The sequence below is a fragment of the uncultured Thalassospira sp. genome, assembly GCF_963976115.1.
Taxonomy (GTDB): Bacteria; Pseudomonadota; Alphaproteobacteria; order Rhodospirillales; family Thalassospiraceae; genus Thalassospira.
This window is the reverse complement of sequence record NZ_CAXBJJ010000010.1, coordinates 69,690-86,018: the sequence shown is the minus strand read 5'-3', so window position 1 is coordinate 86,018 and position 16,329 is coordinate 69,690. Positions and strand designations below refer to the sequence as shown.

The window sequence follows — 16,329 nt, the reverse complement described above, 5'->3', positions numbered from 1 at the left end:
TATGCGGTGTAAGGGTTTATGGGAAGCACATTTCACAAGCTGAGAGACGATATCGAGAACGGGATTCTTACAGGCGATTTTGCGCCCGGCGAACGACTGGACGAAACGCAGTTAGCGGCGCGGTTTGGCGTATCACGCACCCCGATCCGAGAAGCCCTTATGCAATTAAGTGCCATCGGTTTGATTGAGTTTCGACCGCGCCGGGGGGCCGTTGTGGCCGATCACGGCCCCAAATATGTCTTTGAGATGTTTGAGGTGATGGCGGAGCTTGAAGGGATGGCAGGTGCTTTGGCCGCGCGCAGGCATACGCCCGACGATAAGGACTTGCTTTTAAGCGCGCATGATCGATGCCAGGAAGCGGCCAATAACGAGGATACCGACGCCTATTATTATGAAAACGAGGCGTTTCACCATGCGATCTATTCCGCCAGCCAAAACAGCTTTTTGACGGAACAATGTGCGTTTTTGCATCGAAGGCTCAGGCCCTATCGTCGCCTCCAGCTTCGGGTTCGCAACCGGATGAAGGCATCGTTTGATGAACATCAGGCGATCATTGAAAATATTCTGGGCGGCGATGCCGAGGCGACACGCGCCCTTTTGCTGGCCCACGTCAAGGTGCAAGGCGACCGGTTTAGCGATCTGGTTGCCAATCTCGATCACATTCGGATCAAGGCAACAAAAGATCGCTAATGTGCCTGCCAGACCTTTCGCCTTAGCTGGTTGGCAAAACAGGCAGTTTATTGCGCACCGTGACCGATGATGGATCAATGGCGCAATCATAGGCAATGGCTTCAACCCCGCGTGCTGTGGCGGTCTTGAAACGGGCGGCATAATGCGGGTCAATGTCGGCAGCCAGGGTGAAGGCTGCGCAATCGGTGCGCTGGATCAGGTAAAACATCACCGCGCGGTGACCCTGGGCGACCATGTCGGCCATTTCATCAAGGTGCTTTGCCCCGCGTTTTGTGACCGCATCGGGAAATTCGGCAAGGCCGGGAATGGCATTATCGCGTTTTAAATGGACGTTTTTGATTTCGACGTAACACAGGCCTTTATCGGGGTCGGACAGCAAAATATCGATCCGCGAATTCTGCCCGTATTTCACTTCGCGCTTCAGGGTTTGATAGCCCGCCAGTTCGGGGATTTTGCCGCTTTCAATCGCTTCGGCAACGATGGCATTGGGGTGGGATGTGTTAATGCCCACCATCGCCTCGCCCACCTGGCATAATTCCCAGCTATGTTTCAGTTTGCGTTTGGGGTTGTCCGATATTGAAACCCACACTGGCATTCCGGCATCCTTTAGCCCGGTCATCGCACCGGGATTGGCACAATGCGCGGTGATAATATCGCCATTTTCCAGTTCAATATCGGCCAGAAAACGCTTGTATCGCTGGATCAGGCGGCCTCGCAAAAGCGGCTGGGGAAGGTCCATGAATTTAGCCCTGTTTTTCGTTATTGTTTTGGTAAGTCATCGCTCAAAAAATCCACCAGACTAACCTGTCCACTGCCCCGGCGCAGCGGTTTGGGCTGGCTTTCATCAGGTGCCCATGCGGTTAGATATACGACCTGAAAACGGGCATTGACCCGTCCATCGGGCCGGGCGTGGCGGTCGTGATAAATGGCAGCAGCACGGGCAAGGGTGCTGCGTTTGGTGAATTTCTTGCTGCGCTTTAAAATCAGGTTGCTTTCGCCCATACCCGAAAGGTCGCGCATCAGTTTTAGCGCGTCTTGGTAATCGACCGTGATGTCATCAATATCCACCACCGGCAGGGCAAAGCCGCTGCGTTGCAAAAGTGCGCCGGCATCGCGGACATCAATAAACGGCGAAATACGCGGCGATACCCCGCCTTCTTCTTCCGCCTCGGCGGTCATCAGGGCATCGCGCAAATCTTTTAGCGTTTCCCCGCCCAGCATCGATGCCAAAAAGAACCCGTCGGGTTTTAATGCCTGGCGGGCCTGAAGCAACATGCCGGGCAAATCATTCACCCAGTGCAACGACAGGTTCGACAGGATCAAATCTAACGAGCCGCGGGCAAAAGGCAAAAATTCCTCGTCCGCGACAAGGGTGGGGTGTTTGACGGCAGCATTTTGGGCGTTGCGGGCATAACCAGGCGAAATGTCCGATTGAAACAGGGTTTCAATACCGCCGCGTTTGCCAATGATCTGGCCCAGTTCGCCACTGTGACAGCCCAGATCAAGGGCGGTGGGAAAGCGGCGTGTGGTATCGTCCAGCCGGTCTGCCAGTCGTTCGGCGGTTTCGGCAAACAGGAAATTATAGTCCTGCGACCGGGCTGCTGCGCGGTCGCGGCGCATTTTCAGGATACGGCGATCAAACACCGTAATCGGATCGCTCATCAGAGGCTCCATTGTGCGGGAATTGGCAAGTTGGCCCATAAATAGACCGCACAGGGCAGGCGTGCAATGGATCATCGATTTTGGCTGTCTTGATCGGGCAACTGGCGACAAGGCAGGCATATTCAAATTTGTATCATTCAGATATCAAGCACCAGCCTGGTGTTGGCACCTGCGGCAGGCATGGCGCAGCATAAAAAGGCACTATTGGCGTCCCGGCTTGCTGAAGGCTGGCTGGCATAGGCAACATCGCCCTGCACGATCCCGACCTTGCAGCTTCCACAATTTCCACTGCGACACCCGTATTCCGGGCTCAGGCCTGCTGCCTCGGCCAGGTCCAGCAAGGTCTGGTTTTTGTCGGGGTGCCAGGGCGCGGTTTTACCGCTTCTGGCGAAATTAACTTCGACCGGCACATCGGAAATGGTGGCGGGTGGTTTGTCGCCCGAAACACTGTTTGCCGGGTTGGAATCAACGGTGCGGATCACACTGGCGGGGCCAAAGGCCTCGGCATGGATGCGGGCATCGGCAATGTTTTTGCCCCGTAACCCGTCATACATTGCCTGCATAAAACCGGGTGGGCCGCACAGGTAAAAGTCGTAGTCGTCAAACGGCAGGCGGGATTGCAAAAGATCCATATCGATGTGGCCGCTGGCATCATAGTCCTGCCTTGTCAGGGCGTTATCGGTATCGCTTAGAACCCGGATAATGTTAAACATGCCCTGCGATGCTTTTTCCAGATCGGCCAGTTCGCGATCAAAGGCGCGGTCTTCCTTGCTGCGTGCGGCATAAAACAGCCAGCAGGGACGAAAACGCCGGGCACGACGGGCTTCGTAAAGCATGTGGTGCAACATCGCGATCATGGGGGTAATGCCAATGCCGCCAGCCATCATGACGACGGGCCGGTTTGACAGGGCATCTGGCACAAAATTGCCCTGTGGCGCGCGGGCTTCGATGATGTCGCCAACGGCAATCGTCGCATGTAAATGACGCGATACAGTGGTCTGGCGGGCGACACTGATGCGATAATGTTGATCCACCGGTGAGGACGACAAGGTATAGGTGCGAACTGGTGTGCTGTTATCGGGCATCGTGATGCGGATGGGCAGGAACTGCCCGGCGTGCGGCGGAACAAGCCCGGCGGCATCGGTGTTTGTGATATCTTGCCGGTTTTGGGGCGGGGCAAGATAGAATGACCGCACAGAACGGCTTTCATCGACAATGCGGACCACTTCAAGCGGCCGCCACTCAGTTGCCAGCCGTGCCGCACGCGCGCGTTGTGCCGCCTCGTCCCAGTTGCCGGTTAACAGGCTGTTGGGGGATTGGCCTGCATCGCGCGGGTGCCAGCGCAGGGCCAGGGCCTTTTCGCGGATGACGACTTTGGCGGGTATGAAACGCCACAGGCGTTCCGCCCCTTGAAAATGGGCAGTTTCGGGGCTGTCAAGCAGGACTTCCGCCCGGCCTGTCATTTGTAAAACGGTGCCGGTTTCAAAATCGGCAAAAAGCAGCCCGGCACGGCCTGTTTGCAAGATATTGCCCAGCGTGTTGAAAAACAGGTTCCCGGCAAAGTCGGGGATGGTCAGGCCGCCATCATCATCAAGCCGGACAAAGCCGGGCTTGCCGCCCCGGTGCGAGACATCAATTTCGCGCCGCGTGTTCGGGGTGGATTGGGCCGTTGCAGGGCGCGGGGCAATGGCGCGGTCTGCATAGCTGGCGACAAAAAATGTATCGGCGTTTTTGATCAGGTTTTGGCCAAACGTATCGATATGGTCGATATGCCGGATGTTTTCATCAGCCGGATTTTCTGCAACGAAATAATGGTCGCGCAGGCGAATATATTGCGGGCAGTTGCCAAAGCTGTGATGGACAGAAATATCAAACCGGGCCTCGCCAGAATTGGCAATGCTGCCATTCATGCGGTTGCGACGCCGGGTTTCAGGTTCGATCCCCAAAATGCCGATTGCAGAGCCGCTGGAAAGGCCATTTTGCGCCGGGTCATTGCTGTTGGGGGCTACGCTGATTTGTAGTGTTTTGTCGTTTTTTGCCTGCATAAAACCGGGGTTTCCGGTACGGATTGTTGCCCAGGCATTATCCTGATTATCGACTGTTCCCAAAACCACAAAGGGCAGCCTGGCAAAGAAGGTGCGGTGCTGTTCGATCATGTGGTCGCGAATGGCACGTTGACCGATAGCGGCCATTTGCCCGGTAATTCCCATGTGCTGATGAAGGGCAAGCTCCCCTTCATGCCATGTTTCAGATGCGGGCGGAGAATATGACATCGACATGGGAATGACCTTTGTTGGGGATAAAGCACGCAAAAGGCAGCGGCGACCCTGAGAAAGAAGGTTGGGTCGCCTGCCGTGTCGGGCGTTTGAAATATCGGTTGTGAAGGGGGAGGATTAGCTGATCGCGCGCAAACCGGCTTTGCTTGTCGGGAAGGGGACGAAGCCCGGCAAAGCCTCGATCTGGCGGAGCCATTTGGCGACGTCGTGATAGAAGCTGATATCGACATTTCCTTCCGGTGCCTGAACGATATAGCTGTAAAGCGCGATATCGGCGATGGTGGCGCGGTTGGTCACCAGCCAGTCACGGTTGGCCAGTTCGGCGTCGATCAGTGTTAAAATACTGTGCGCCCGGGCAATGACTTCATTGGCGTTAAAATCGGCACCAAATACTGTGACCAGGCGTGCCGCACAGGGACCATAGGCGATTTGCCCGGCCGCAACCGATAACCAGCGCTGGATTTGGGCGGCCTGTTGCGGGTCTTCAGGCAGCCAGTCAGTTTTGCCGTATTTTTTGGCGACATACACCATGATGGCAATTGAATCGGGGACGATAAAACCGTCATCTTCAAGCACGGGCACCTGCCCGAACGGGTTTAGCGCCAGAAAGGGCGGCTTTTTGTGTTCGCCACTGGCAAGGTCGACGGCGACCAGTTCAAAATCCACATCAATCAGCGATAAAAACAGATGCGCACGGTGGGCATGGCCGGAAAGCGGGAAATCATAAAGCTTCATAACATGTGCCTTTGAAAAAGGGGATGGCAGCGGGTGACGAAGCGATTATGATTGTTTCAATGGCGATGATTAAGATAGAGTATTTGGAATTTACTGTTCCGTATGGCGGAATAATAAAAGGCCGTTTTCCGTCATGGTGCATAAAGGCAAATAATGGATCGCTGGCAGGCAATGAAGGTTTTTATCCGCGTGGCCGATTGTGGCAGTTTTGCCCAAGCCGGACGGGATTTGCGTATGAGCCCGCCTGCCGTTACCCGTGCCATTGCCTTTTTGGAAGAAATTACCGGCGCGCGGCTGTTAACCCGCACCACGCGCAGCGTAAAGCTGACCGAAGCCGGGGATCGTTACCTGCGCGATTGCCGCCGCATCCTTGATGATCTGGCCGAAGCGGAAGCCTCAGCGGGTGGTGCCTATGCCACCCCGACCGGCACCTTGACCATTACCGCCCCGGTCTTGTTTGGTAAAATGTTTGTCATGCCGATCCTGATGGCGTTTTTGGATGAAAATCCCGGTATGCGCGGGCAGGTCTTGTTGCTGGACCGGGTGGTAAATGTGGTTGAGGAAGGCATGGACCTGGCGGTGCGGATTGGCCATCTGGCGGATTCAGGCTTAAGTGCGGTGCGGGTTGGTGCGGTTAAACGACTGGTATGTGCGGCACCTGCCTATTTCGCGGCGCATGGCAGACCGGAAAAGCCGGGGGATTTGGCGACACATCGCATTATTGGCACCACCAACCCGCCAACAACGCAGGAATGGCGGTTTGGCCGGGCCGAAAAAATTGCGGTGGCAATACAGCCTACCTTGTTAACCAATGCCACCGATGCCGCCCTGCAAGCCGCGATGGATGGCTGGGGCATTGTCCGGCTGTTGTCCTATCAGGTCAGTCCGGCTTTGGCATCGGGCCAGCTTGAAACGGTGCTGGCGCAATATGACGAAAACCCGGTGCCCATTCATCTGGTTCATCCCGAAGGGCGACGGGCATCGGCCAAGGTGCGGGCCTTTATTGATTTTGCAACGGATCGTTTGCGGACCAATCCGGCGGTTCGCAAATACGAATAATTGTCGTGCCGGGTGGCAGGTGCTTAAATGCCGGGATGACAGGCCGTTTGCGGGTGGGCGCATATGCGGGGGCCGGGGGCAAAATGGATAATTCTGATCAACACGATGACATGCCGGGCTATCGGGCATCGGCGCAAAAGGTCGGTACGGCGATTTGGCAGGCCGTTTTGCGCGGTTTGTTGCCCGCACGGTGCGGCGGATGCGGCATGATCAGCGATGCCCCCCATGCCCTGTGTGCCAGTTGCTGGTCGGCCTTGCGGTTTGTGTCGCCGCCTTTTTGTGCCTGTTGTGGGTATCCGTTTGAATTAATGCCAGTGGAAATGCTGGCCCCGGCCGAGGATGTGGCGGCACAGGGGCGCATATTTGCCGGTGGCGTTTTATGCGGTCCGTGTTTGCGCCATGTACCGCCCTATGACCGGGCCCGGGCGGCCCTGATTTATGATGATGGCAGCCGGGATTATGTGCTGCGCTATAAACATGGTGACCGGACCGATCTAACCCCGCTTTTAACCCGCTGGATGATGCAGGCCGGGCAGGATTTTTGGCTCGATGCGACATTGCTTGTACCTGTCCCGCTGCATCGCAGCCGGTTATTGATGCGCCGTTATAATCAATCGGGGTTGCTGGCGGCGGCGTTATCAAAACAGACCGGCATTTTGTTTGCGCCCGATTTAATCACCCGCAAACGCAAAACCCGCAGCCTGGCCGGTTTGGGCCGATCCTCGCGCCTGCGCGAGGTACAAGGGGCCTTTGCCATATCGGCCAAAATGGCGGCGCGCTACGATGTGGCAGGCCGCAAAATTGTGCTGGTGGACGATGTTTTAACCACAGGGGCCACGGCGGCGGCCTGTGCGCATGTGTTAAAAAAAGCCGGAGCCATGCAGGTGGACCTGATCACAATTGCGCGGGTGGTACGCTGACGAACGGGAAATTATCTGCTATACAGGCCTGAACAAACAGATATTGCGGGTCAGAAGCCCGGGATAAAAGGAATTGAATTGATGGCGAAAATTGAAGTGTACGCAACCGACTGGTGCCCCTATTGCAAGCGGGCGCGCAAGTTGCTTGATGACAAGCACGCAGAATATAACGTGATTGACATCATGATGGAGCCGCGCCGCAAAAAGGAAATGATGGATCGTGCCGGTGGCAGGACCAGTGTGCCGCAGATCTTTATCAATGATCAGCATATTGGTGGCTGTGACGAGCTTATGGCCTTAAACGCCAGGGGCGGCCTGGATAAAATGCTGTCGGCATAATTGACACGCGCTTTTAAAAAGGGGCGGCTGCGCACAATGCGGGCCGTCCTTTTTTGTTTTTGACTTTTTCGCGCCGTTTTTCATGCTTTAAAGCACTTTTCCTTTAATATGACCCATTTTGCCAGCTCAGTCTGCCACCTGGCAAGAAGAAGTCCGCCGGGCGTAATGGGTTTACGGACAAGGATTTCGACGCAGCCAGGCGGCAGACTGAGCTGGCCCACAGGGTTTGTTTTTGGCGGTGTTTGGTGGCGTTACACCGCTCGCCCGATGCGCCGCAGCGCGCTGTGCCTTGCCAAACGACACGCCAAAAACAAACAAAATGGGCCATATTAAAGGAAACGTGCTTTATTGTTCAAAAGCAACAATGACCGGCTTTGTCGGACAAGGAGAATGCACCATGACCCGTTTTACTGCTGCCTGTGTTCAGGTAAACAGCCACGATGACATGCAGGGCAATCTGGCGCGTGCGGCTGTTTATGCGCGCGATGCCCATGCCGCCGGGGCCCGGTTGATCACGTTTCCCGAAAATGTATCGATGATGTCGTTTGGCGGTGAAAAGGTGCGTGCCGCAGCCTTTGCCGAAAAGGATCATCCGGCACTGGCGTTTTTCGTTGATTTGGCACGCGAACTTGAAAGCACGCTGATTGTCGGGTCTCTTCACGTTAGCGTGCCTGGTGAAGACCGCGTTGCCAACCGCTGTTATGCGATTGGCCCGGATGGTGCGGTTTTGGCATCCTATGACAAAATCCACATGTTTGATGTGGACCTTGCCAATGGCGAATCATACCGCGAAAGCAAAACCTTCCGCCCTGGCGATGCCGCCCGGCTGGTTAAAACCGACCAGGCCAATATCGGTTTGGCGATTTGTTATGATGTGCGCTTTCCACATTTGTTTCGCAACTATGCCAAGGCAGGCGCATCGGTGCTTACCGTGCCCGCCGCCTTTACCCGCACAACCGGGCAGGCGCATTGGCATACCTTATTGCGCGCGCGCGCCATTGAAACCGGTTGTTTTGTGATTGCAGCGGCCCAATGCGGCGATCATCCGGGCGGGCGGCAAACATTTGGCCATTCGCTGATGATTGATCCGTGGGGCGTTGTGCTGGCCGATGGCGGCACAGAGCCTGGCTTTATCACCGCCGAAATTGATCTGGAACGGGTGAACGAAGTCCGCGCGATGGTGCCATCCCTGCGCAATGATCATGCTTATCGCCCGGCTTGATCAAAGCCATCTCTAACAAAATAAAGGACCGGCTTTGGAGGCCGGTCCTTTGGTTTTCAGTGGCGTGAGGACATGCGGTTATGACCCGCGCAGGGCCTCGACCACGGGTTTGCGATACAGCATAAAGGCCGGGACCAGGGCCAGGGCAAAGCCGATAATGACAAAGCCAGCCGCAAGGCCAAGTTCCGGCCTGCCGATGGTGGCGGTCATGGACATGCCGGTTTCGGCGGTGAAAACCTGTGACACGGCCTGCGCCACCCCCCAGCCCAGTGCCAGCCCGATGGCCGCCCCGAATACCACCAATATTGCCACATACAACCAGATCGAGCCGAAAATATAGCTGCGTGGGGCACCAAGGGCGCGCAAAACGGCAAACTGTTTGCGGTAGATTTGCATCAAGGCCAGGACAGCGGCCAAAATGGCGGCAACCACCAGCGCCTGTGTGCCCAGCGCCATCCAGCGCATGACCGTGCCCGCATTGCCCAGCATCTGATACATTTCCACCAGCACTTCGGCAGGGAAAAACGCCGTGCTGTGGTCGGTGCGATAGCTGGACCGGATGCCATAGGCACCCGCAACAGATTTGGGGTGCACCACCATTGCCGGAACACCGGGCAGGTCCAGTCCGTCAAATGGCGGGCCAAGTTTTACGGTTTCTTGCTCGTGCTCATGATCTTCATGATCGGCATGTTCTGCGCTGCCGGTGGCGGCGTGATCATGGTCATCGTCATGGTCGTCTTCGGCGTGCCCGCTGGCAAGCGAATGAACTTCCCATACCTGTTCGACCGGCACGATAATGGCGCTGTCCCAAGGGGTGCCGGTGGCATTCATGCGGCCAACAACGGTGATGTTAACGCCGTGATGATGCTGTTCTTCGGCTTCCAAGCCGTGGCCGTGGGCGGGCTCGAATGTGTCGCCAATCTCAAGCGGCACGGCAGCGCCAATCACGGCTTCTTCGTGGTCGGCAAATATGGTGCCATCATGCAGGCCGCCAGAAAGATAGTCGATAAATTGGGCGGTGGAGCCAATGATGCTGTGATCGTGCCAGGAATCGCCAAAGGCCAGCGGCGCGGCAAAATCGACGCGGTCATCATCCAGCAATTTTGACCATATCGGCCCTTCAAGCAGATTGACCGCCGAGGGACGCAGGAAAATGGTGTTCATGACAATGTCGGTATGGCTGCCCGGGGCGGCCACCAGAATATCAAATTTGTCGGCGGCATGGGCGCTGCCCTGGCGCAGGGCGCGTTCCTGGGCGGTAATGCCAACACCAATCGCCACGGCAACGGCAATAAGGGCGATGAATAGTGTATTCATTATCCAATGGCGGCGCAGGCTGGCGAAAACGATGGGGAACGGGTTCATGCGGCCTCCGTTTTGGTTAAAAGTCGGCCTTTGTCAAAATGCAGAACACGGGCACATCGGTCGATCACGGTGTGATCATGGCTGACCACAATTAATGTGCGGTTGTTGTTGCGCGCATAGGTAAACAGGATGTCGGCGCAATTATCGGCGGCAACGGCATCAAGGCTGGCTGTGGGTTCATCGGCCAGCAAAATGGGCGGATCAAACAAAAGCGCGCGGGCAATGGCGACACGTTGCTGTTCGCCGCGCGATAAATCGACCACCGACCCGCGATTGGTGGGCACCCCGACCAGATCCAGCAGGGTGGTTGCGCGCGCGCGTAAATCGGCAGGGATGCGCCAGCCATGAAATCCGGCAGGCAGCAAAACATTTTCCAGCGGGGCCAGTTCGCCGATCAGATGGAAATCCTGAAAAATAAAACCGACATGCTGGCGCCGCCAGGCATCACATGCCCCTTCGGACAAGGATGTCAGGTCCGTATCGCCCCAATGAACCGATCCTTTGCCAGGGCGTAACAGGCCACTGAGCAAATAGAGCAGCGATGACTTCCCCGACCCTGATGGTCCGGCAATGCCCAACAACGTTCCCGGCGCAACCACAAGATGGGGCAAAGACAGGATCGGGGCGGCCTGTTTGCCAAAGCCAAGCGATAAATCGTTTATTTCAAGGGCCGGGCTTTTTCTGGTGTTGTTGTTATCGCCAGTGTCAGTTTTGGCGGCAGATGCGGTTTCAGACGAGGTCGAAGCTGGCATCGACAAGTCGGACGAGGCTGACAAATCCGGTCTCCTGATCTTTGGCAACGCCAAGTTCCAATACACCACGGGCGATGATGGGGCGGTTGAAACGAACGGCATCAAGTTTTTTGTGCATGCGGACAAAGACAATGTCGTTGGGCCAGTCCGCACTGGTTTCACAAAACGGGCACACCGACATCGGCCGTTTGGTCAGAACAAAGAAATTGGCATCAGCTTTAAGCGGAGGTGCCATAAAACCGGGAATTTCAATGTGCTTGCCTGCCAGACGTTTGGCGGTATCGGAAAATTCGTTCTGATTTTTGTAAATATCGCGAATTTTGATGGTTTCGGCGGCACGGGCGGGCAGGGTGCCTGCGGCCAGCCCTAAAAGGGCGGCACTGCTGCCAATAAGAAAGTTGCGACGATCAAGGATCATGGGGGAGCCTCCAAATGAGAAAACCGGCCGCAAAGATTTACGGCCGGTTTTACCTGTACGTGCCGTTACGGGCTTACTTTGCCAACTGGTCTTCAACTTTGGCGGCGTAATCCATGACGTGATAGATGAAGTTCTGTTCAACAACACCGTGGAACAGGTAGGCCGACGGGCCGGTTGCGAAAATCGCAACGTCGTCACCGGCGTGGGTTTCGCTGCTCATCGGTACCAAGGCCTGTTGCAGGAAGTCCGGGTCCTGGGTGTCAACATTGGTCAGATCGGCGCGCAGTTCGTCTTTCAGCGCACCCGGGCCGTTCATATAGCCAAGGGTGGTGTAAGGTTTGCCATCGTCGCCTTTTTCTTCGGACAGGCCCATGATCGGGTTGCCACGCTTGGAATAACCGGAAATGGTCATGGTGTGGCTGTGGTCGGCGGTAACGATCACCAGGGTGTCGTCGGTTTTAACTTTCGACAGGGCCATTTTAACAGCGTCGTTCAGGGCGACGGTATCTTGCAGGGCACGGTAGGCATTGCCTTCGTGATGGGCATGGTCGATACGACCGGCTTCAACCATCAGGAAGAAACCCTTGTCATTCTGCGACAGCATGTCGATGGCTTTGCCGGTCATTTCGGCCAGGCTGGGTTCGCCACCGGCATCCTTGGCGCGGTCGGTTTCATATTTCATGTGCGACCGTTCAAACAGGGCCAGAACGTGCTTGGTCTTGGTCGGGTCAATGGCCTTGAACTGTTCTTCGTTCCAGACAAATGCGCCGTCATTGCCATAGCGTTTGACCCATTCAGCGGTCAAATCGCGACCATCGGTACGTTGGCCGGTTTTGCCCGTGTCTTCCGGATCGGCCATGGTTTTGTCCATGAACATGCGGCGACCGCCGCCAAAGGCAACTTCAAAACCGTCGCCCGGTGCCCAGGCAACAAGCTGTGATGCAATATCGGGGCAGCCATTCTTTTTGGCATCTTCCGGCAGGTCGCCGTCGCTTTCCCAGTTGCGATCAGCGGTGTGGGCATAAACCGCGGCCGGGGTGGCATGGGTCAGGCGGGCGGTGGAAACGATACCGGTGGACATGCCCAGCAGTTCAGCGCGTTCGGCCAGCGAGACGGTCGGCATTTTAAGCTGTGCGGCACAGTCTTTGCGTTTAACGTCGCCGGAAACACCGATGGTGCCGTTATTGGATTTAACGCCACTCATCATGGCAGATGCCGTCGGTGCAGAATCGGCGATCTGGCCGTCATGGGTATAGGTTTTTGACAGGGCCACATTCGGGAACTGACCAAATACCAGGCTGTTGGTTTCTCCTTCAACACCGCGCTGCTGGCCTTCAAAAATGCGCGCTGCGGTGATGGTCGGAATGCTCATGCCATCGCCAACAAACAAAATGATGTTTTTGGCTTTGTTGGTGTTCGGTTTGTCGGCAAGTTTCAGCTGCAATTCCTGCTGAGCGGCCGTGTAATACGGATTTTCGGCCTGCGGCAATTTGTCGGCAGCGAAAGCTGCGGTAGAGCACATGCTGCTGGCAAGTGCGGTAGCCCAAAGAACGCGTTTCATCAATTTTACCCCCTTGTGAAACAATTAAGGGGGCAGGACCCCCTCGGTTCGCGACGGGATTATAGGTGGTATCTGCAACGGTTCTGTGACAGAAAAATGATTGCATGGTGACAATCGTTTTCGGAATTATTCAATCTGATAATGTATTGAAATTGTTGATATAATTTAAATGATCGCGGGTAAATGTGAACTGGTTCACAGTCGTGAAGAGGGCGAGTGATATTTCATCTTCGGTTGTTTTCGGTTTGGCGCTCTTCTTTTTAAAGATTAGGACCAGAACGTGGATAATCCTTGGGGAAATCGACTTGCTGCCATGATGGTGATGGCGCAATTTTATGGCCTTCGCCATAGCGGGTTTCCAATATGTTTAATCCAGGGTTGCGGTATGGGGACGTATGAACGGCCCACGTGTCCCCGTTGGTTTGTTTCAAAGGGCGCGTTTTGGGCGGAGCCTGTCAGCTGGTTGGATTGATTTGCCATGCTTAAACGAAATCATCTGTGAATCATTGCTTGTCGGCACGGTAGTGCTGGTCTTTTTCGATAAAATCGCCATATATCAACCACAGACTTTTCCGTTCACAAACTTTTAACACGACTTGACCAAACGCAATCATGATTCTGTTTCAGCTAAAATGTAACCATGACCACGAATTTGAAGGCTGGTTTCGCGACAGTGCGACATATGAGGCGCAATCGACCAGTGGCGAGCTTTCGTGTCCAATGTGCGGGTCTGACCAGGTGAGCAAGGCCCTGATGGCGCCGCGCCTTAGGACTTCGCGACAAAAGGAAACGGCGGCGGAAAACCGCAAAAAGGCCACCATCGCCGAAGCAACCCACAAAGTTCTGGCCGAATTGCGCCAGCAGGTTGAAAGCAACTGCGAAAATGTCGGTGCCGGCTTTGCCGAGGAAGCCCGCAAGATCTATTATGGCGAAACCGAAAAACGCGGCATCTATGGCGAAGCAACCATTAAGGAAGCTGTCGAACTGGTTGATGAGGGCATTGATGTTCATGCCTTGCCATGGGTCGATGACAAGAGCGAAAAGAACTGAATACCTGGCCCGGTTGATCGGCATCGTATGGGGCGATCAGGGACAAGCTCATTTTTGAGCCGGTCTTGGGTTTTGTCTATTTATGCCTGCGCGGCCATATCGCCGGACCAGTTTTCAAGGCTCAGTCGAACCAGCGGTGTGCCTGATGCGTGATAGGCGGTTGTTGTGCCATCATCGCGCAAGCCGCATTTTGTTAAAACGTGGCGCGACGCGTCATTTTCGGCATCGAATGTTGCCACGATGCTGGGCAGTTTCAGGGTTTCAAAACCATAATTGATCAGACCGGCGGCAATTTCGGTGGCATAGCCCTTGCCCCAGTGCGGCACCAAAAGGCGGTAGCCGACTTCGATGTCGCTGCCATCGGGCAGCGGGCGCAAAATGCCCAGACCGATGACCTGGCTGGTATCGCGCAAACGCACCCCCCAAACCCCTTGCGGGCCATCATCGCGCATCAGGATTTCGCGAATGCGGTTTTTGGCTGATTCGTAATCGGGGCTGGGTTCGCGAATATAGCGCATGACCCGCGCATCCATGTCGGCGCGCGCCAGTGCGGGCACGTGGGCCTCGCCAAAGGGTTCAAGTAACAAGCGTTCGGTGGTAAGGGTCGGTTGCTGGGTCATTATCGGTTTTTCCTGATCCGTGTTGCTTGTATCAGGCAAACGTTTTTGTTGGCCCGTTCTTCCAGTCACTGGCGGTTATCGCCATGACCGGTTTGGCGCTTCCGCCGTGGACAGATGTAGTTCCGGCATCGGACATACCACATTTTTCCAAAACCCGGCGCGAGGCCCGATTGCCCGGCTGGTAAACCCCGCATATCATTGCCAGGTTCAGGGTGTCAAAACCATGGGCAACAATTCTGTGTGCCAGTTCCGATGCATATCCTTTGCCCCAACAGGTGCGGCTTAATCGATAGCCAATTTCAACACCGCGATCATCTGCCAGCCAGCGTAACAGGGCCCGGCCAATAATGATGTTGCTTTCTTTTTCGCGCACTCCCCAATTACCCACAATCTGCGTGCCTGCGGTATCGGCCTGTGCCAGCCGGGCGCGTGCACTGGCCATATCGGGGCTGGGCGGGCGAATGTGGCGCATAACTTCGGCATCCATATCCATGTCGCACCACACCTTTATATGTTCTGGCAACCCGAACGGTTCGAGAACAAGGCGGGGTGTTTCAAGCCGGACCGTGGTTGCAGTATTGGAAATGCATGTGGGCATGGCGGTTGCTGCGGCTGTTTTGTGATTAATCGACGGTCGGTTTTATGGCCATCGCCAGATAATTGATATCCAGATCCCGGGGGGCGGGCAGCCATTTATCCTGGATCGGGTTATAGGAAATGCCGGTAATGTCGGTTAGTTGCAGGCCACAATCGCGAATATAGCGCGACAATTCGGCCGGTTTGACAAATTTGCGCCAGTCATGCGTTCCCGCCGGAACCCAGCGCAAAACATATTCCGCACCGATTTTGGCCAAAGCCAGCGATTTAAGGGTGCGGTTCAAAGTGGCAATAAACATGATGCCACCTGGCTTAAGCAAGGCGGCACAGGCCTGCATGAAAAAGGCCGGATCATCGACATGTTCGATGACTTCCATATTCAACACCACATCAAACTGGCGGCCTTCATCGACCATCGCCTCGGGTGTGCCCAGGCGGTAATCAATGGTCAGTCCGGCTTGCCCAGCATGAATGCGGGCGACATTGATGTTGTTTTCAGCGGCATCAAGGGCGGTTATGTTCGCCCCTAACCGCGCCATCGGTTCAGATAGCAACCCTGCACCGCAGCCAATATCAATAATGTCCAGCCCTTTGAGGACATGGATGTCATTGGCATCGCGGCCAAAATGGGCGGCGATGTGATCGCGCAGCAACTGTAAACGGACCGGGTTGAACTTGTGCAGCGGTTTCATCACCCCTTCCGGGTTCCACCATTCATCCGCCATGGCAGAAAAACGTGAAATTTCGTCAGGGTTGGCAGTGCGATTGGGATGGGCTGACATTGCAGGGCTCCGGCGGCGCGTAACAGGGGGATGTTTTATATCCTTGCCCTGTTTACGCGGGCCGACGGTCTGGCGCAACCATATGCTTGCGCGTGATGTGCTGTTTTGTCGTCGTGGCACGTTTAAAGGGCCGTTATGGCACCTGTTTTTACCCCGGGACAATGGCCGCGCATGGGGCGCTTGGCGGGTTGTTGACGTTTTGCGGGTTATTACGCATGATCATTTCGCAGTTGTCGCAAATTTATGCTCAGATTACGCAGTATTTCAGATTTGGCGACAGA

The 16,329-nt window shown here is 55.5% G+C and carries 17 protein-coding genes; 6 read left to right on the top strand and 11 right to left on the bottom strand.

Going from position 1 to position 16,329, the window contains the following annotated elements:
* Positions 1 to 18: 18 nt before the first annotated feature.
* Positions 19 to 690 (top strand): GntR family transcriptional regulator, encoded by a 672-nt coding sequence (locus AAC086_RS14505; RefSeq protein ID WP_339779625.1) that lies wholly within the window; start codon positions 19 to 21, stop codon positions 688 to 690.
* A 22-nt stretch (positions 691 to 712) separates the two neighbouring features.
* On the opposite strand, the gene sfsA is transcribed toward AAC086_RS14505, so the two are convergent.
* The 4 genes from sfsA to AAC086_RS14485 all read right to left on the bottom strand — a co-directional run bounded on the left by sfsA (position 713) and on the right by AAC086_RS14485 (position 5,363).
* Entirely contained in the window at positions 713 to 1,429 is a 717-nt protein-coding gene (gene sfsA / locus AAC086_RS14500) for a DNA/RNA nuclease SfsA (protein WP_339779623.1), read from the bottom strand.
* Positions 1,430 to 1,449: 20 nt separating this feature from the next.
* Positions 1,450 to 2,352: a methyltransferase domain-containing protein gene (locus AAC086_RS14495; protein WP_339779621.1), complete on the bottom strand. Its 903-nt coding sequence runs from the start codon at positions 2,350 to 2,352 to the stop codon at positions 1,450 to 1,452.
* A 137-nt stretch (positions 2,353 to 2,489) separates the two neighbouring features.
* Positions 2,490 to 4,631 carry a pyridoxamine 5'-phosphate oxidase family protein gene (locus AAC086_RS14490; RefSeq protein WP_339779619.1) on the bottom strand — a complete coding sequence of 714 codons (2,142 nt, stop codon included), beginning with the start codon at positions 4,629 to 4,631 and terminating at the stop codon, positions 2,490 to 2,492.
* 114 nt (positions 4,632 to 4,745) lie between these two features.
* Positions 4,746 to 5,363 carry a glutathione S-transferase gene (locus AAC086_RS14485; RefSeq protein ID WP_339779617.1) on the bottom strand — a complete coding sequence of 206 codons (618 nt, stop codon included), beginning with the start codon at positions 5,361 to 5,363 and terminating at the stop codon, positions 4,746 to 4,748.
* Positions 5,364 to 5,516: 153 nt separating this feature from the next.
* Here AAC086_RS14485 and AAC086_RS14480 point away from each other — a divergent pair, with 153 nt between their 5' ends.
* The 4 genes from AAC086_RS14480 (at position 5,517) to AAC086_RS14465 (ending at position 8,903) form a co-directional block, all read left to right on the top strand.
* On the top strand, positions 5,517 to 6,422 hold the full coding sequence (locus AAC086_RS14480) for a LysR family transcriptional regulator (RefSeq protein ID WP_339779616.1): 906 nt from the start codon (positions 5,517 to 5,519) through the stop codon (positions 6,420 to 6,422).
* Positions 6,423 to 6,505: 83 nt separating this feature from the next.
* A complete protein-coding gene (locus AAC086_RS14475) occupies positions 6,506 to 7,342 on the top strand; it encodes a ComF family protein (protein WP_339779614.1) in 837 nt (278 codons plus the stop codon).
* An 81-nt stretch (positions 7,343 to 7,423) separates the two neighbouring features.
* Positions 7,424 to 7,681 carry a glutaredoxin 3 gene (grxC, locus tag AAC086_RS14470; RefSeq protein WP_339779613.1) on the top strand — a complete coding sequence of 86 codons (258 nt, stop codon included), beginning with the start codon at positions 7,424 to 7,426 and terminating at the stop codon, positions 7,679 to 7,681.
* A 397-nt stretch (positions 7,682 to 8,078) separates the two neighbouring features.
* Positions 8,079 to 8,903, top strand: a complete 825-nt coding sequence (locus tag AAC086_RS14465; protein WP_339779611.1) for a carbon-nitrogen hydrolase family protein — start codon at positions 8,079 to 8,081, stop codon at positions 8,901 to 8,903.
* A 78-nt stretch (positions 8,904 to 8,981) separates the two neighbouring features.
* Here the strand turns inward: AAC086_RS14465 and AAC086_RS14460 are convergent, their stop codons facing one another.
* The 4 genes from AAC086_RS14460 to AAC086_RS14445 all read right to left on the bottom strand — a co-directional run bounded on the left by AAC086_RS14460 (position 8,982) and on the right by AAC086_RS14445 (position 12,999).
* Positions 8,982 to 10,268 (bottom strand): ABC transporter permease, encoded by a 1,287-nt coding sequence (locus AAC086_RS14460; protein ID WP_339779609.1) that lies wholly within the window; start codon positions 10,266 to 10,268, stop codon positions 8,982 to 8,984.
* Positions 10,265 to 11,044 (bottom strand): ATP-binding cassette domain-containing protein, encoded by a 780-nt coding sequence (locus AAC086_RS14455; RefSeq protein WP_339779608.1) that lies wholly within the window; start codon positions 11,042 to 11,044, stop codon positions 10,265 to 10,267. The genes AAC086_RS14460 and AAC086_RS14455 overlap by 4 nt, the downstream gene beginning before the upstream one ends.
* On the bottom strand, positions 10,998 to 11,438 hold the full coding sequence (locus tag AAC086_RS14450; RefSeq protein ID WP_339779606.1) for a hypothetical protein: 441 nt from the start codon (positions 11,436 to 11,438) through the stop codon (positions 10,998 to 11,000). Before AAC086_RS14450 ends, AAC086_RS14455 begins: the two co-directional genes overlap by 47 nt.
* A gap of 73 nt (positions 11,439 to 11,511) precedes the next feature.
* The gene (locus AAC086_RS14445; RefSeq protein WP_339779604.1) at positions 11,512 to 12,999 is read right to left on the bottom strand and encodes an alkaline phosphatase; all 1,488 of its coding nucleotides are present in this window, start codon (positions 12,997 to 12,999) and stop codon (positions 11,512 to 11,514) included.
* Positions 13,000 to 13,611: 612 nt separating this feature from the next.
* Between AAC086_RS14445 and AAC086_RS14440 the strand changes: the two genes are divergently transcribed.
* On the top strand, positions 13,612 to 14,049 hold the full coding sequence (locus AAC086_RS14440; RefSeq protein ID WP_339779602.1) for a DUF1178 family protein: 438 nt from the start codon (positions 13,612 to 13,614) through the stop codon (positions 14,047 to 14,049).
* An 80-nt stretch (positions 14,050 to 14,129) separates the two neighbouring features.
* Here AAC086_RS14440 and AAC086_RS14435 read toward each other — a convergent pair whose 3' ends face one another.
* Genes AAC086_RS14435 through ubiG form a run of 3 tightly spaced genes read right to left on the bottom strand, consistent with a single transcriptional unit; the run spans position 14,130 to position 16,048 of the window.
* On the bottom strand, positions 14,130 to 14,669 hold the full coding sequence (locus tag AAC086_RS14435; protein ID WP_339779600.1) for a GNAT family N-acetyltransferase: 540 nt from the start codon (positions 14,667 to 14,669) through the stop codon (positions 14,130 to 14,132).
* 31 nt (positions 14,670 to 14,700) lie between these two features.
* A complete protein-coding gene (locus tag AAC086_RS14430; RefSeq protein ID WP_339779598.1) occupies positions 14,701 to 15,267 on the bottom strand; it encodes a GNAT family N-acetyltransferase in 567 nt (188 codons plus the stop codon).
* A gap of 25 nt (positions 15,268 to 15,292) precedes the next feature.
* Positions 15,293 to 16,048 carry a bifunctional 2-polyprenyl-6-hydroxyphenol methylase/3-demethylubiquinol 3-O-methyltransferase UbiG gene (gene ubiG, locus AAC086_RS14425; protein WP_339779597.1) on the bottom strand — a complete coding sequence of 252 codons (756 nt, stop codon included), beginning with the start codon at positions 16,046 to 16,048 and terminating at the stop codon, positions 15,293 to 15,295.
* Between the last annotated feature and the right edge of the window lie 281 nt (positions 16,049 to 16,329).